This is a genomic window from Halioglobus sp. HI00S01, from assembly GCF_001635445.1.
Taxonomy (GTDB): Bacteria; Pseudomonadota; Gammaproteobacteria; order Pseudomonadales; family Halieaceae; genus Halioglobus; species Halioglobus japonicus.
In genome coordinates this window covers 150,728-164,950 of the sequence record NZ_LWEE01000025.1, presented here as the reverse complement: position 1 = coordinate 164,950, position 14,223 = coordinate 150,728, and the positions used below count along the sequence as shown (strand labels likewise).

At 57.9% G+C, this 14,223-nt stretch carries 16 protein-coding genes; 5 read left to right on the top strand and 11 right to left on the bottom strand.

All coding sequences use genetic code 11. From position 1 onward, the window contains the following. Positions 1-17: 17 nt before the first annotated feature. From A3709_RS05710 to A3709_RS05695, 4 genes are all read right to left on the bottom strand, one after another. Positions 18-1,169 carry an acyl-CoA dehydrogenase family protein gene (locus A3709_RS05710; protein ID WP_066051379.1) on the bottom strand — a complete coding sequence of 384 codons (1,152 nt, stop codon included), beginning with the start codon at positions 1,167-1,169 and terminating at the stop codon, positions 18-20. Positions 1,170-1,186: 17 nt separating this feature from the next. Beyond that, positions 1,187-1,825 (bottom strand): glutathione S-transferase family protein, encoded by a 639-nt coding sequence (locus tag A3709_RS05705; protein ID WP_229801579.1) that lies wholly within the window; start codon positions 1,823-1,825, stop codon positions 1,187-1,189. A gap of 3 nt (positions 1,826-1,828) precedes the next feature. Continuing rightward, entirely contained in the window at positions 1,829-3,001 is a 1,173-nt protein-coding gene (locus A3709_RS05700; RefSeq protein WP_066051376.1) for an acyl-CoA dehydrogenase family protein, read from the bottom strand. 281 nt (positions 3,002-3,282) lie between these two features. Next, positions 3,283-3,951 carry a Crp/Fnr family transcriptional regulator gene (locus A3709_RS05695; protein WP_066051374.1) on the bottom strand — a complete coding sequence of 223 codons (669 nt, stop codon included), beginning with the start codon at positions 3,949-3,951 and terminating at the stop codon, positions 3,283-3,285. A 95-nt stretch (positions 3,952-4,046) separates the two neighbouring features. Between A3709_RS05695 and A3709_RS05690 the strand changes: the two genes are divergently transcribed. Beyond that, the gene (locus A3709_RS05690) at positions 4,047-4,868 is read left to right on the top strand and encodes a sterol desaturase family protein (protein ID WP_197484082.1); all 822 of its coding nucleotides are present in this window, start codon (positions 4,047-4,049) and stop codon (positions 4,866-4,868) included. A gap of 25 nt (positions 4,869-4,893) precedes the next feature. On the opposite strand, the gene A3709_RS05685 is transcribed toward A3709_RS05690, so the two are convergent. Beyond that, on the bottom strand, positions 4,894-5,910 hold the full coding sequence (locus tag A3709_RS05685; RefSeq protein ID WP_066051367.1) for an AraC family transcriptional regulator: 1,017 nt from the start codon (positions 5,908-5,910) through the stop codon (positions 4,894-4,896). A 69-nt stretch (positions 5,911-5,979) separates the two neighbouring features. After that, positions 5,980-6,867, bottom strand: coding sequence for an NAD(P)H-binding protein (locus A3709_RS05680; RefSeq protein ID WP_066051364.1), 888 nt, complete (start codon positions 6,865-6,867; stop codon positions 5,980-5,982). Between the two features lie 128 nt (positions 6,868-6,995). Between A3709_RS05680 and A3709_RS05675 the strand changes: the two genes are divergently transcribed. Next, positions 6,996-7,742 carry an ABC transporter substrate-binding protein gene (locus A3709_RS05675; RefSeq protein WP_066051360.1) on the top strand — a complete coding sequence of 249 codons (747 nt, stop codon included), beginning with the start codon at positions 6,996-6,998 and terminating at the stop codon, positions 7,740-7,742. Positions 7,743-7,744: 2 nt separating this feature from the next. On the opposite strand, the gene A3709_RS05670 is transcribed toward A3709_RS05675, so the two are convergent. Continuing rightward, positions 7,745-8,407, bottom strand: coding sequence for a DJ-1/PfpI family protein (locus A3709_RS05670; RefSeq protein ID WP_082849920.1), 663 nt, complete (start codon positions 8,405-8,407; stop codon positions 7,745-7,747). A gap of 76 nt (positions 8,408-8,483) precedes the next feature. Between A3709_RS05670 and A3709_RS05665 the strand changes: the two genes are divergently transcribed. After that, entirely contained in the window at positions 8,484-9,716 is a 1,233-nt protein-coding gene (locus tag A3709_RS05665; protein WP_197484080.1) for a nitrate/nitrite transporter, read from the top strand. Then, the gene (locus A3709_RS05660) at positions 9,717-10,232 is read left to right on the top strand and encodes a dihydrofolate reductase (RefSeq protein WP_066051354.1); all 516 of its coding nucleotides are present in this window, start codon (positions 9,717-9,719) and stop codon (positions 10,230-10,232) included. Here A3709_RS05660 and A3709_RS05655 read toward each other — a convergent pair. From A3709_RS05655 to A3709_RS05640, 4 genes are read right to left on the bottom strand one after another with little or no spacing between them, the layout of a single operon-like run. Beyond that, entirely contained in the window at positions 10,204-10,818 is a 615-nt protein-coding gene (locus A3709_RS05655) for a hypothetical protein (protein WP_066051351.1), read from the bottom strand. The genes A3709_RS05660 and A3709_RS05655 overlap by 29 nt on opposite strands. Further along, on the bottom strand, positions 10,815-11,186 hold the full coding sequence (locus A3709_RS05650) for a VOC family protein (protein WP_066051348.1): 372 nt from the start codon (positions 11,184-11,186) through the stop codon (positions 10,815-10,817). The genes A3709_RS05655 and A3709_RS05650 overlap by 4 nt, the downstream gene beginning before the upstream one ends. Before the next feature lie 5 nt (positions 11,187-11,191). Beyond that, entirely contained in the window at positions 11,192-11,716 is a 525-nt protein-coding gene (locus A3709_RS05645) for a DUF1993 family protein (RefSeq protein WP_066051346.1), read from the bottom strand. A 3-nt stretch (positions 11,717-11,719) separates the two neighbouring features. Next, complete coding sequence (locus tag A3709_RS05640) at positions 11,720-13,003, bottom strand: MFS transporter (RefSeq protein WP_066051343.1); 1,284 nt, start codon at positions 13,001-13,003, stop codon at positions 11,720-11,722. Positions 13,004-13,138: 135 nt separating this feature from the next. Here A3709_RS05640 and A3709_RS05635 point away from each other — a divergent pair, with 135 nt between their 5' ends. Continuing rightward, positions 13,139-14,221, top strand: coding sequence for an efflux RND transporter periplasmic adaptor subunit (locus tag A3709_RS05635; protein ID WP_066051340.1), 1,083 nt, complete (start codon positions 13,139-13,141; stop codon positions 14,219-14,221). The last annotated feature ends 2 nt before the right edge of the window (positions 14,222-14,223 follow it).

The following is a 14,223-nucleotide window of genomic DNA, read 5'->3' as shown; positions in this document are numbered from 1 at the left end:
ACGTTCCTGTAGCTCGATTAGCTCTTGGGCAGAATGCCCATTTTCTTACAGATGATGCCGAGCATAACCTCGTCGGCGCCGCCGCCGATGGAGGTCAGGCGTACATCTCGGTAGGCGCGGGACACAGGGTTGTCCCACATAAAGCCCTGGCCACCCCAGTATTGCAGACAGGCATCGGTGATCTCTCGGCCGATACGGCCCGCCTTCAGCTTGGCCATGGAGGCCTTGAGGGTGACATCCTCGCCATTGATGTAACCCTCCACGGCGTCGTAGGTGAGGGCGCGCAGCGACTCCACCTCGGTTTGCAATTCCGCCATGCGATAGTGAATCACCTGTTGGTCGATGAGCGGCTTGCCGAACGCCTGACGTTCACGTGTGTAATCAATAGTGGCCTGGATAATGGATTCCAGGCTCTTGATGCCACCGGCGGCGGCGAATAGCCGCTCCTCCTGGAACTGCAGCATCTGGTAGGCAAAGCCCATGCCTTCATCGCCGATGCGGTTAATCTGAGGTACGCGCACATCGTCGAAGAAAATTTGCGCGGTATCGGAAGAGCGCATACCGAGTTTGTTCAGCTTCTCGGAGAAGGAAATACCGGGTGTGTTGGTGGGTACCACAACCAGCGATTTGTTCAGGTGCTTGTGGTCGCCGCCGGTGTTGGCCAGCAGGCACAGGTAGTCGGCCTGGGTGGCATTGGTAATCCACATTTTGGTGCCGTTGATGACGTAGTCTTCGCCATCTTTGACGGCGGTGGTTTTGATCGCGGCGACATCTGAGCCAGCGTGAGGTTCGCTCACTGCAATGGAGCACACTGCTTCACCGGAAATGGCCTTGCGCAGGAATTCCTGTTTGATGTGATCACTACCGAACTTGGCCATGGCTGGAGTCGCCATATCCGTCTGCACACCGATGGCCATGGAAATGCCACCGCTGGCGATTCTGCCGAGTTCTTCGGAGAATACTATCTGGTAGCTGTAGTCGAGCCCCATGCCGCCGTATTCAACGGGTTTGGCAATACCGAGCAGACCCAGATCGCCCATCTTCTTGAACAGTTCATGTGCAGGGAAAATGCCATCTTCCTCCCACTGGTCGCAGTAGGGATTGATCTCCTTATCGATAAACTGGGCGATAGTGTTGCGGATGGCTTCGTGTTCTTCAGTTAAACGCATAGTCTTGTCTCTTTCAATTATTTAAAAATACTGCCTTCTTCACCCAGCTTGACCACTTTCTGGAAAGCCGGGCGTTCGCGCATGCGGTTGAGGTAGTCGCGTACCTGGGGCTTGTAGCGTTCATCGATTTTTAGCACTTCACCCAGGTGTAGAGCGTAGGCAATGTCGATGTCGGCAATCGTGAAACGGTTGTCGACGAGATACTCGCGACCATCTTCGAGGTAGCGATTCAGTCTGCGCAGGCGTGCGTGGTACCACTTCATGTAGTCTGTCGCCGCTTCGGCCAGGCCGCGCTCAGGCGGTTCCTGCAAGGTGTAGCGAATGTAGACGGTCTGAGGGAAGGTGAGGGTGGCGTCGCTGTGGAATAGCCAGTTAATGTAGTCACCATACTCCGGATGGTCCGGGCGCAGGCCGAACTCGTGCTTGCCGTACTTCTCAACCAGGTACAGGGGAATGCCCGAGGACTCAGTCATGTGAACGTCGCCGTCGATCATATAGGGAATGGTACCCAGCTCATTGACGTCCATAAATTCAGGCTGCATAAAGCGGGGCGGGAAGGGCATGACTTCCACTTCATAATCGAAGCCCATTTCCTCCAGTGCCCAGATGGCGCGCAGTGAGCGCGCGTTATGGCAATGCCATACTTTGATTGTCACTGTTTATACTCCGTACTGGCGCGAGGCGAGGTCGCGCATGATTTCTTCTGATCCGCCGCCGATGGCCTGGACCCGCACTTCGCGGTAGATGCGTTCGACGCGGTTGTCACGCAGGTAGCTGGCGCCCCCGAGAATCTGGCTGGCTTCCCGGGCGCAAAACTCCATGGTCTGGCTGCACTGCACCTTGAGCAGGGCAATATCGCCGAAGTTCGGCTGGCCGGCCATGATCTCGCGGGTGCAGTGATTGATCATGGCCTGGCAGGCATTGATCTGCTGTTTCATCTCAGCAATCTTGTGGCGGATCACCTGGTGGTCGGCGAGACGCTTGCCAAAGGTTTTGCGTTCCTGCGCCCAGTTAACTGCTTCCTCCAGGCAAACCCGCGCATAGGCCTCCATCTGCACACACATGGACATGCGCTCGGCATTGAAGTTGTTCATGATGACCAGGAAGCCGTGTCCTTCCTCACCGATGAGGTTCTCTACGGGCACTTTCACGTTGTCGTAGTAGATGGTGGCGGTATCGGACACCCACCATCCCTGCTTGCGATCGAGCTTGGTGCGCGACACGCCCTCGGCATCCATGGGGACCAGCAGCATGGACACGCCGGCGGGACCCTCGCCACCCGTGCGTACCGCGGTGGTGGTCCAGTCAGCCCGCATTCCCCCGGAAATGAATGTCTTGGAGCCATTGACGATATAGTGGTCACCTTCACGACGCGCTGTGGTCTGGATATTGGCCACGTCTGAACCGCCGCTGGGTTCAGTAATGCCCAGAGAGATTTTCTTACTGCCGTCGAGCACCGCGGGCACGACCTGCTGTTTGATGGCATCGCTGGCAAAGTTGACCACTGGAGGTAGCCCAATGCCGTGAATGAGCAGCGACGGGAAGATGCCGCCGACACCCACACGCGAGAGTTCCTCGTTCATGATATTCACATGCCAGAGGTCGATCCCCTCCTGGACGCCGCCGAATTCTTCGGGATAGCCGAGTCCCAGCAAGCCCACCTCTGCAGCCTTTTGCCACAGTTCATCGGGCAGGGCGCCGTCTTCATCCCACTGCGCCGCATAGGGCATGATCTCGCGATCTATAAAGCGACGCAGTTGGGCGCGCCACTCCTCGTGTTCAGGAGTCAGATAGGGGTTGCTCAGGCGGGCACTGTCAAAGTCCAAAGCCATGATTTTGCTCCATATTCTGGTGGTATGGCAGACGGGAGCGCTAAGTGTAGACCGATGGCGGTACGGCGCCCCTTTTTGGGTGCCAATCGCATGGGAATTGGTGCCAAGGTACTGTCTCGAACCGAACAGGGCCCGGGCTGATGTGCCGGTCCTGTCGCACCGGGCCCAGCTACTCGCGCCACTTTTCGATGGAGAAAACCAACAGCAGTTGTTCGAACTTCGGGAAGGCAGTGGCCTCCGCATACAGCTGTTGGTCCGCGTTGACACGCAGCTGGCACGAACTATCGAGCAAATTGGTGTTGCGCGATCCACCGTTTAAATAACGATAGGTCGGAAATGTGTATCTCGCCGTAGCCCAGTGTCAGCAGGCCCTGAGTCTTTAACGTGGTCAGTGCTTTGCCGACGCTGACGCGTGATTGCCCCAGGGCAAAAGCAAGGTCGACCTGACGTACACGGATAACGTTGTCGCCAAAACAGCCTTCCTGTTGCAGGCGCAACAAGACTTTTGCGACGCGCACCTCGAGGGTGTTGGTCCGTGTGTCATCGGAAAATTCCAGCGCCTGGTACAGTCGGCTGGTAAGTGTGACCAGCAGTGCCTGGGTAAGAGCGGGCTCGCGGGCGAGCAGAGCATCCAGCTGTGGCTTGCTGACGGTGACAACGGTAGTTTTGCCGAGAGCGTCGGCATCGTAGGGCCGGGGCTTATTGAGGAACAGGGTAGCTTCACCGAAGCAATGACCTTCACCCAGTACGCCGGTTTGTATGAAGCCGCCGTCTTCACCATAGATTCCAAAGCCGACACGCCCATTCATGATGATCGACAGGCCTTGATGGTCGGTGCCACGGGTGTGGATGTGCTGGCCATTCTTGTAGTGTTTTTCCTGGCCACTTGCGGTGAGTGCCCTGGCCAGTGATTTGGGGAGGAGCGCGAGCAGGGGACGAGTTTCGTTCATCTGGATAGTCTTTTAAAAATGCTAAATATTTAGCATTCTATGTTGTGGCGGATCGCTAGGCTAGTGGGGAATATGTCGAACCTGGGAGCTTTGTGGTGGAGAAAGTCACGATATCCATAATCTATTTGCTGTTTGCAGTGGCCGAGACGCTGCGAGGCGGCTTTTTCCAGAAGCCCGGAGAAACCCGGAGCGACATGTATGTTGAACTTGTCAGTACGTTGCTGCTGGTCGCAGTAACCCAGCCGCTGGTCCTGCTCGGTGGTGGCTACGTTGCGAGTCTTGTGTGGCCGGAAGGTGCGGGGGCGCTCGTCGGGATTCCGATACTCGCTGTAATCGCACTGTTCCTCGTGTTTGACGACATGATGCAGTACTGGTGGCACCGCCTGTCCCACACGGTGCCCTGGCTGTACAACTTGCACAGACCGCACCACAACGCCGAGTATCTGTCAGTGCGGGTGGTTTACCGCAATAACATTTTTTACTACGCCATGATGCCGGGCCTGTGGTTTTCAGGTGCCCTCATCTACCTGGGGCTCGGCTGGGTTTACGCGGGCTACGTCATCGTCAAGATGACGGTCATCATCGGGGCGCACAGTGATGCCCGCTGGGATGCCCCGCTGTATCGTATCAAGTGGCTATCACCGGTGATGTGGGTGGTAGAACGCACAATCTCCACGCCGGCAACCCACAGTGCCCACCATGGTAAGTTTGCCGACGATGGTGTGACTCACTACAAGGGCAATTACGGCAACCTGCTGTTCTTTTGGGATGTGCTGTTCGGCACTGCGAAAATTACGCGCTGCTACCCTGAGCGCATGGGTGTTGAAAACCTGCCGGAGACCTCCGCCGCCGAACAGTTGCTGTGGCCACTGGTACGTGAGCCAGCCACACAGGTTGCTCGATCGCAGACACCCTGATCTGCCTGGCAGTTGTGGCGCCGCGTCAGGGGCGGCGATGCTCCAGGGGAGATATGCCATGCCAACTTTTGAACGCAGAGGAGAAGGATCCTTGATCGCTGTAGCCCAGCAAAAACGCGATTTCGGTCACAGTGAGTCGCTCGTCGCTGAGATAGCGCAACGCCAGGTCGGCGCGAACCTGCTGGAGTACCTGCTGGAAGTGGGTGTCGCGCTCAGACAGGCGGCGCTGCAGTGTGCGCCGCGACAACGTGAGCTCTTCGGCGACGCTGTCGATATTGCCGCGCCCCTGGGGCAGCAGCCGGAGCAGGCTTTGGCGCAGCTCTCTCAGAAAGGGGTCCTGGGTGTGATCCTTGTCAAACAGATGATCGACGGGCAGTTTCGCGAATGCCGAACTCATATCGCCGTAGGGGCGGGTGAGTGGATAGTCGAGGCTGTCGCGGTCGAAAAACAGACAACTGATCGGCTGCCCGAAGAGTAATTTGTCACCAAAGACCGTGCGCAGCATTTGCGTATCGCGGGGCTCAGCGTAGGTGAAGTGGGCTTCGCGAACGGGAATGGGCTGCACACAGAGCGAGTCGACAATAGCCGCGGACATGCTCAGCACAATGTCGCTGAGGTGGCGTTGCTCGCCGCTGGGCTGCCAGAGCGGGTGCCACTGCAGTTTCAAGAACCGTTTGTCGGCCTGCATGGCCACTTCACCGAGATCGCCCGTGGTGCGCAGCATGCTGGGCATCAGGTTGAGGTACTCGCGAAAGGTTGAACAGACCGTAGACATGTACAACTGCAGGTTGAGTCCGTCGACGTAGCCAACCCGCCCGGCGTAGAGGCCGAGGTTCTGGTCCTCGCTGAACTCGGTGATGAGGTCAAAGCACTGCAAAGCCTGGGCCACGGCGAAACGCTGGGCGGAATCCTTGAGCAGGTGTTTGTCGATGCCGGCCTTGATGAGCAGGGTGTCCATGGGGGCGCCGAGCGATTCGCCGGCCTGGACAATAGAACTCACGAAGGGGCTATAAACGCTCCAATTCGGATTGAGTTCGTGCATAGAATTGCCTTGGTGCCCGCGGTCATAAATTACTGTGCGGCAGTTTACCAGCCTCTGCGGCGCTTGCCATCAATCGGTGGCAGGTGGTGTTCCTGGCGTGGGTTCAGGCTTTGGCAAAAGTTTGACGTAGCCGCTGCGAAAATCCGGGTACAGCAACGTATACTCACTGTCGCGCAGTCGCTGGTTCCGACAGCGTTTACCGACAGCAACTGACTGGGCGTCGTCAGCGGCGGGCACGCGCCTTAGCTCAACCTGCAGCTGGCTGGCTAACCAGGCTTCAATATCCTGTAGTGATGCCGGCTCGTTATCGACCCCGTTGTAAATCGATAGCAACGGAGCGCCGGTGTGCGCGAGTGTGAACAAGTGGGCGAGAAAGCCGGCAGCATCGTCGCGGTGCACACGATTGGTATAGTGAATCGGGCTAGATGCGTTAGCATTTCCTGTGAGCACCCGCTCGATCAGGCGTGGGCCAGGGCCGCCATACAGACCACCGAATCTGACGATGCTTGCGGGCAGTCCGGCCGTTAAAAAATGATCCTCGGCGGTGGCGATAGCTATTGCCCTGGGGTCTGTATCTGATAGCTCAGACTTCTCGTCCACCCAGGCGCCGTTCTGCTCGGCATACACCCGGGTGCTGGAGGCCATGATGATGCGTTTGGGGCGGTGAGAGCCCAGGCCTGCGATGACATTTTCGGCCGCGCGAGTGAACCCCAACTGGTACCCGTCGATATCCCGTGAGATTGGGGTAAAGGTGGTCAGTACGTAATCAGGTTTGAGCTCTTCGAGCAGCGCGAGATCTTCGCTGCGCGTATAGTCGGCAGCGTGTAAAGGGAGTGTGTCGATTGCCTCCGGCCGGCGTCTTATGCCGGAGACACGCCAGCCCAGTGGGCTGAGAATGCGATGCACGCGAACGCCGAGATCGCCGCAGCCGATGATGAGAAGTGAAGGCTTGGCCATGTGTTCAGATCTGTTGTCTTGGGGTAGACATGTTGTGTTATCAATAGCGCGGAAGGATAGCATGGAAATTAGCGCCCACCCGGTTTATCCTGACTCGCTTTACGCACTTGAGATCCCACGAGGTAAATATGATCCGCACCCTTTCAGCGCTGCTGCTGTCCTGTGTTATCGGCAGTACAGCCGCCGTTGCCCAATCGGTAAAGTTGATGGCAAACACCTCGCCACCTTATGCGGACCAGCAATTGCCCCAGCGCGGCCTGGGTGTTGAGCTTGTCGAACATGTGTTCGCAGGCTCAGGTATCGATGCCACCATTACCATTGAGACCTGGTCGCGAGCGCTGGAAGGGGCCCAGTTGGGGGTCTATGACGGTCTGTCATCAGCCTGGTATGCCGATGAGCGCGCCAAGGACTTGCTGTTCAGTGAGCCTTACCTCAGCAGCGAACTGATTATTCTGAAAAAGCGCGGCGATAATCGCCAATACACGTCACTGGAGCAGCTCTCCGGTCGCATCGGCGTTCGTACCGACTACGCCTATCCGGTTGATTTGAGCGCGAACCAGAACCTGGTGCTGGTGCAGGAGAATCACCTGATTCAAAACCTGCTCAACCTGGTCAATGGCAAAGTCGACTATGTGATTGGCGATTTGCGCACGGTGAACCAGCAATTGCACGAGTACCTGTCTGGCAGTCGCCATCAGGTCTCTGTGACCGGCGTAGAACTGCCGCCGGTTGCGCGCCACGTGGCCATTAGCCGCAGCCTAGATGGGCATGCGGAAATCGTCGCGGCTTTCAACAAGTCACTGGCGAATGCCAAGCGCGATGGCAGTCACCTGGCCATTGTTGAACGCTGGGACGAGCGCTACCAGGGCCAATAAGCCTAAACCAGCCCCAGTGCCCGGGCACCGTCGTTGAGCTGAGCGTGAAACGGATCGCTGTCGGCGTCGCGGTGCCACTGGTATTCGGCACCATCCGCTGCGGCGATGGCGGCCTTCTCACCCCAAACCCGGGCGATCAGCGCCAGGGTCATATCCATGCCGGCCGAGACGCCGGATGACGTCAACATATTTCGATCTTCCACCCAGCGCGCCTGCTCAACCCACTGGGTGTCGCTGGGCACCATCGCATTGAGTTCGAAGAACTGTTTGTTGGTCGTTGCGCGGTGTTGATCCAGCAATCCCGCCTTGGCCAGAAGTAGCGAGCCTGTGCATACGGACGTGGTGTACTTTGCATTGGATGACTGGCGTTGCAAAAATGCGAGCAGCGCGGTGTTTTCCAGTTCAGGCATGGTGCCAAACCCTCCCGGCACAACAATAATGTCGGCCTGCGGCGCGCTCTTGAAGTCGTAGTCGGGCGTGGCGCGGGGGCCGATGCCAACGGCCTGACCCATAGCCGAACCCACCGGCTCAAGTGAGTGCGCGACGAGTTTGATGTCAACGTGTTCCTCGCCGAGTAGCGAGTACATTTCCAGAGGGCCGAATAAGTCCAGGAGTTCAAAGCCGGGGTAAAGCAGGCCGACGACCAGTAGTTTCTCGGTACTCACAGTATTGTTCTCCGCAACAGGTGGACTGGGGTTTGGGTGTGCTAGAGTGGCATTGAACATCCGCTAAGGCAAAATTTTGACTACGACACTACAGCGTACGCTCGCCATTCTCAGCCTGATTGTCGCGGGCGAAGTCATTTTCGCGTTGCCGTTTCATACCTCGCGATTTTTTCGCCCCACGTTTCTCGAAGAGTTCGGTCTTACCAATACTGAACTGGGTGATATGTTTGCACTCTATGGAATCGTGGCTATGTTGGCCTATTTTCCAGGCGGGTTCCTGGCTGATCGTTTTGCACCACGTTGGCTGATCGTTGTGTCGCTAGTGTTGACAGGCGCCGGCGGGCTGATCCTGGCATTCGTGCCGAGCAAAACAACCCTTTATGTCCTGTTCGGCTATTGGGGCTTTACCACGATATTTCTGTTCTGGGCAGCGATGATTAAAGCCACGCGAATATGGGGCGGAGCCAACTCGCAGGGCCTGGCCTTTGGATTGCTTGATGGTGGCAGGGGGCTGGTCGCCAGTGTGCTGGCAACCGGCGCTATCTGGTTGCTGCCGTGGCTTGCCCAGGGGCAGGCCGAGCTGTCCATGCAACTGATTATTTACTATTACACCGCGGCGACTTTCCTAGCGGCGGTGCTCGTCTGGTGGACACTTGGCGACGGCAACGTGGGCTCTGTCCAGGCCGTTCCCGGTTCGCGCCAGGCGTGGTCCGGTGTGGCTCGCAATCCATCTGTCTGGTGGTTGGCGGGTATTGTGGTGGCCGCCTATTGTGGCTACAAGGGCATAGATAACTATGGCCTCTACGCGGCACAGGTACTGGGCATGAGCGACCTGGCATCGGCGAAGTTTGTCACCGCGGCCAGCTATACCCGTCCCATCGCCGCGCTGTGTGCCGGATTGTTGGCAGACAGGATTGGGGCGAATCGCCTGATCCGCTATGTGTTTGGTTTATTGGTGCTCAGCTATCTAGTGCAGGCTGTATTCGGTTTTGTGTATCTGGGCGCGACCTTAATCATGGCCAACCTGGTGTTGTCGGTCGTCGCTGTTTATGCGCTGCGTGGGGTGTATTTTGCGGTGCTCCAAGAAAGTCGTATCGCCGCGCACCATACTGGCGCTGCTGTGGGCATTGTGTCTCTGGTGGGCTATACACCGGATATCTTCTTTGCGCCGCTGACGGGCCGAATTCTCGATGCAGGCACGCCCGCCGAGGGCTTTGCCAATTACTTCCTGGTGCTGACGATACTGAGTGTCTTGGGCCTGCTGTGTGCAATGGTGCTGGCCAGGAAGGTACGACGCGAGGCGCCCTGAATGTCGATTGCCCTGATTTATGCCCGTTCCCGCAACTATTGCATTGGCGTTGATGGCGATCTTCCCTGGCGGTTGCCTGCGGAGTTCGCGTTTTTCAAGCAAACGACGCTCGGTAGTGCAGTGATCATGGGGCGCAAGAGCTATGAAGATCACAATAGTGAACTACCTGACAGACTGAACATCGTGGTTACGCGCCAGCCAGATTACACGCCAGTGCCCGGCGTGCGTGTCGCCGATTCACTGGTAGCGGCACTGGCGCTGGCGCGCGATCAGGGTAAGCCTGTTTTTGTGATTGGCGGTGTCGGTCTGTTCCGCGAGGCTATGCCGCTGGCGGATACGGTATTTGAAACTATCGTCGAAGCGGATATTGAGGGTGATACCTTCGTCGATGCCTTTGATTTTTCCGGTTGGGGGTCCGAGCGGGTGCTGCAGCACGACGTGGATGCAAAACATCGCTACGCCTTTACGGCATATCGCCATTCAAGGCCTACATCGCACTCATCAAAAAGCCGGTAATCGCCGCATTATTATCACTGAGCGTGGGCACCACTTCATTGCGCACGTCTTTCACCAGCGTTTGATAGCGCTTGTAAAAGTCCCAGCTCGGGGTGGGGTGGTACTGGAAACTATCGATTTCAAGATAGGCCAGAATGCCCTTGGCAGTGGTGGGCTTTACGAAGACTTCGCGACTGGGCGCGTAGTAAAAGGGCACTACCGAAATCACCGACCATTTGGCCAGCTTGTGTTGCTGGAGCATGCCCAGCATGAGTTCGAATCCCAGCTGCTTTTTGCCATGGATACGCTCGTATAGCGCATCCGCAAAGCTCTGTTTTTCGTGACTGTTGAGGCTGTTAATAAAATCGCGAAAGCGTGGTTTCTCGAAACGCGACACCATGGAGGATCGGCTGAGCACGGTCAGTGCATCGTTGCAGACTTTTTCAGGGCGCCCGAAGGCGGCCTTGTTGAAGTTGCTTCTGGCAAAGTCGCTGAGCTTGCCAATATTGTGCCGTTTGCGGACGGTTTCCAGGCCGGGGTCGGCAAAGCCGCCAGGGTAGCGCTGCAGAAAATCCGCCTCGGCCTGGAGCAGTTTGTCGAGATTCACCAGCTGACGCAGAACACGTTCAGCTTGTTGCCATCGAGGTCGCGAAAATAACCGGCGTAAAAGCCTTCGCCGCGTGGTCCTGCAGCGCCCTCGTCGGCACTGCCCATGGCGATGGCTTTGGCGTAAACGCGATCTACCGCTTCCTTGCTGTCCACCTCAATGGCGGCCATGACTCCGTTGCCTACGGTTGCCGGCTCGCCGTTAAAGGGCTTGCTGATGGAGATCGGTGTGCTGTCGGCGCCGGTGGTCCAGGCGACAAAGGTCTCCTCGGTCATATACCGCTTGGCGCCAATTTCAGCGAGCAGTTCATCGTAGTAGGCGACGGCTTTGTCCAGGTCATTCGTGCCGAGCGTCAGGTATCCGATCATAGTGTTTATTCCTGGTTGAAGCGCAGAGCGCCGAGATAGTCCATTTTGCTGAGTTTAACGCCGTCCATGCGCAACAAGTCATAGAGTGTGGTGGCGTGGAAAAAGAAGTTCGGTTGCGAAAACGTCTGAACGAAATCGTCGGTCAAGAAGGGCAGTTCTGTTTCTCCCGCCTTGAATTTCATGGGTTTGCCACTCAATGCGTTAACCGCATCGGGAGTTTTCGCACTGATTTCTTCGATCGCCTCATGGATGAGCGTGTTGTAGCCGGCCCAGCCTTCGCAATCCACTTTGGGGGGCGGCTGGAACAGGCCCGACTCGAGGCTGCGCATGGCGCCCAGTGAGTGATGCCAGACTGAAACGATCTGGAAGGCGAGGGGAGCCATGTCATCGGTCAGGCGCAGTGTCAGGAGTTCGTCAGGGCTGCTGCCCCTGGCTTCGGCATGTGCTGCGCCCTTAGCCAGAACCTGCATGACCGCGCCAAGGGTTTGCAGATAGTTGGGAACAGTGATGTCGTAAAGGGATAACGCCATGGCTTACTTGTCTCGCAAATGTTTAGAGCCGATAAAGAAGTGCAGAGACGCCCAGGCCGCGGTCGCCGGAATGATATAGAGCATAGCGTAGCGCAGTGACTCCGAACCCAGCTCGGGTGCCAGATAGTCACTGAGTGCCCCAATCAGTGTCGGGCCCAGTCCCAGGCCGATGATATTAATCACCAGGAAGTACAGCGCTGAGGCTGTGGCTCGCATACGAGGCTCGACCATCCCGTGGGTCAGTGCCAGGCAGGGGCCGATATAACAGGTGGAAAGCAGGCTCGGGATCAGGTTAATCGAGAGGGCCGCGGTGGTATTCTCGGCCAATAGAAATGCGACGCAAAACGGCACCATGGCGAGTACGGCAATACCCGGCAGCAGCAGGTACCAGCGGCGATCAATTTTGCCCAGCTTGTCCGCATAGTAACCGGCGAGGAAGGTGCCTACACCACCGAATATACCGGCGCCGATTGCCAACCATATACCCAGTTCAGCAGTACCCATCCCGTGGCTGCGAATGTAGAAAGGTGCCGTCCAGTTCACCAGTCCGTAACCCACCAGTGAATTCAGCGCAGAGGCGAAGAACAGATTGCGAAGTGCGAGATTGGCATAGATGCGCTTGACCACGTCCTTGAGGGGGACCGAAGTCTCTTCGACAGCGGCTTGTTCGGACCAGCCCCTGAGTGGCTCGGCAACCGTCATGCGAATCCAGATTGCCAGCAGGATGCCCGGTGCGCCTACCAGCACAAACGCCCAGCGCCAGCCGAGCACCTCGTTCAGAATACCACCCAGGAAGAAGCCGAACATGATGCCGATGTTAATGCCCAGACTATAAGTGGACATGGCGGTGGCGCGGCTTTCCGGTGGGAAGATATCGGAGATCATCGAATGCGCTGGCGGGCTGCCGCCGGCCTCACCGACGCCCACGCCAATGCGGGCCAGCAGTAGCTGGGTATAGTTCATGCAAGCGCCGCTAATGGCGGTCATGAAGCTCCACACACCCACCGCCAGCGAGATGATATTACGGCGATTCCCGCGATCTGCCCAGCGGGCAATCGGCACGCCGGCGGAGACATAAAACAGGGCAAAGGCAAAACCCGTTAGTAGGCCCAGCTGGGTGTCAGAAAGCAGGAGCTCAGCTTTAATGGACTCCTGCAGTATGGAAATGAGCTGCCGGTCAATGAAGTTAAAGGAGTACACCAGCGTCAGCACCATCAGCACATAGGTGCGATAGGCGGGCTTGGTATACGGATTGTTCTCCACCGGAGCCTCGGTTGTCTCGGCCATTATTGGTCCTTATTGTCGTTATCGTGAAGGCTGCCGCTATCTTAGCCGCTGCGGCGGCCGGGCGCATCCCAAGCTGGTGCGAAAGCCCAAAACGCGCGATCATTGGCGCCCTCACGCCTGTATCGAGATAAACAAATGTTACGCCACCTGTATTACCGCTGGATTGCTCTGGCATTGACTGTTCTTTCACCATGGGTGCAGGCCCAGGCGCCAGCTGCGCCGGTGGTGGTGGCGACGGTGCAGCAGGCCGATATTGTGCAGGTGGTGCAATTGACCGGCACTGTCACCGCCGAACGTAATGCAGAGCTCTCGGTCGCAGTGGCCGGGCTGGTACAAAACCTGGCAGTCGATGCCGGAGACCACGTGGCGGCGGGCGACCCGTTGCTGCAGCTGGATCCAGAACTGGCCGAGCAGCAGATGCTGGCGGCGCAAGCTGCATATGCCCGCGCCGAACGCGCCGCACAGGATGCCCAGCGCCGCCTCGACGAGGCCCGGCGTCTCGCGCCCCAACAGAGCATTGCCGAAACCGCCGTGCGCGATCTCGAATCCGAAGTGGCAGAGGACAGCGCAGAACTGGCGCGCCTTGGAGCCGAGTTGGCCTATCGCAAGGGTGTGCTGGACAGGCACTTGCTGCGGGCGCCATTTGCCGGTGTTGTCAGCGCCAGGAGCGCTGAGCTGGGCGAGTGGCTGGCGCCCGGGGCCGCCGTCATGACCCTCGTTTCCACCGAGGACCTGCGGCTGGATTTCCAGGTGCCGGAGGATTATCTGGGACAGGTCGAGCCGGGTGCGCCGGTGCTGTTTTCGATCGGAGCCGACAAGTCGACTCGCTATCGTGGCTCGGTGATTGCTGCGGTGCCGGTGACAGATCCGACCGTGCGCACATTCCTGGTCAGGGTGGTGTCGGATGAGGTGATAACCGCGTTGTTGCCCGGTATGTCTACGCAGGTCACCCTGCGTCTGGGCGCAGGACAACAGGGGCTGGCGGTGCCGCGGGATGCGATTCTTCGCTACCCCGATGGCCGCATTATTATCTGGGAAGCAGTCACGGAGAATGGCGCGCCAGTGGCCCGAGAGCGCCTGGTACAAACAGGGTTCGAATTCGACGGGCTGGTGGAAATTCGCGCCGGGCTCAGCGACGGGGCGCAGGTGGTGGTCGAGGGCAATGAAAGCCTGCGCAATGGTCAGGCGCTAAGCCTTCGTCCCGGACAAGGGCGCTAACC

What these genes read in the sequence shown, in the direction of transcription:
- A3709_RS05660 (WP_066051354.1), top strand. Translation starts at nt 9,717, where the DNA reads ATGTCGATTGCCCTGATTTATGCCCGTTCCCGCAACTATTGCATTGGC.
- A3709_RS05710 (WP_066051379.1), bottom strand. Translation starts at nt 1,169, where the DNA reads ATGCGTTTAACTGAAGAACACGAAGCCATCCGCAACACTATCGCCCAG.
- A3709_RS05675 (WP_066051360.1), top strand. Translation starts at nt 6,996, where the DNA reads ATGATCCGCACCCTTTCAGCGCTGCTGCTGTCCTGTGTTATCGGCAGT.
- A3709_RS05680 (WP_066051364.1), bottom strand. Translation starts at nt 6,867, where the DNA reads ATGGCCAAGCCTTCACTTCTCATCATCGGCTGCGGCGATCTCGGCGTT.
- A3709_RS05700 (WP_066051376.1), bottom strand. Translation starts at nt 3,001, where the DNA reads ATGGCTTTGGACTTTGACAGTGCCCGCCTGAGCAACCCCTATCTGACT.
- A3709_RS05695 (WP_066051374.1), bottom strand. Translation starts at nt 3,951, where the DNA reads ATGAACGAAACTCGTCCCCTGCTCGCGCTCCTCCCCAAATCACTGGCC.
- A3709_RS05650 (WP_066051348.1), bottom strand. Translation starts at nt 11,186, where the DNA reads ATGATCGGATACCTGACGCTCGGCACGAATGACCTGGACAAAGCCGTC.
- A3709_RS05685 (WP_066051367.1), bottom strand. Translation starts at nt 5,910, where the DNA reads ATGCACGAACTCAATCCGAATTGGAGCGTTTATAGCCCCTTCGTGAGT.
- A3709_RS05640 (WP_066051343.1), bottom strand. Translation starts at nt 13,003, where the DNA reads ATGGCCGAGACAACCGAGGCTCCGGTGGAGAACAATCCGTATACCAAG.
- A3709_RS05635 (WP_066051340.1), top strand. Translation starts at nt 13,139, where the DNA reads ATGTTACGCCACCTGTATTACCGCTGGATTGCTCTGGCATTGACTGTT.
- A3709_RS05645 (WP_066051346.1), bottom strand. Translation starts at nt 11,716, where the DNA reads ATGGCGTTATCCCTTTACGACATCACTGTTCCCAACTATCTGCAAACC.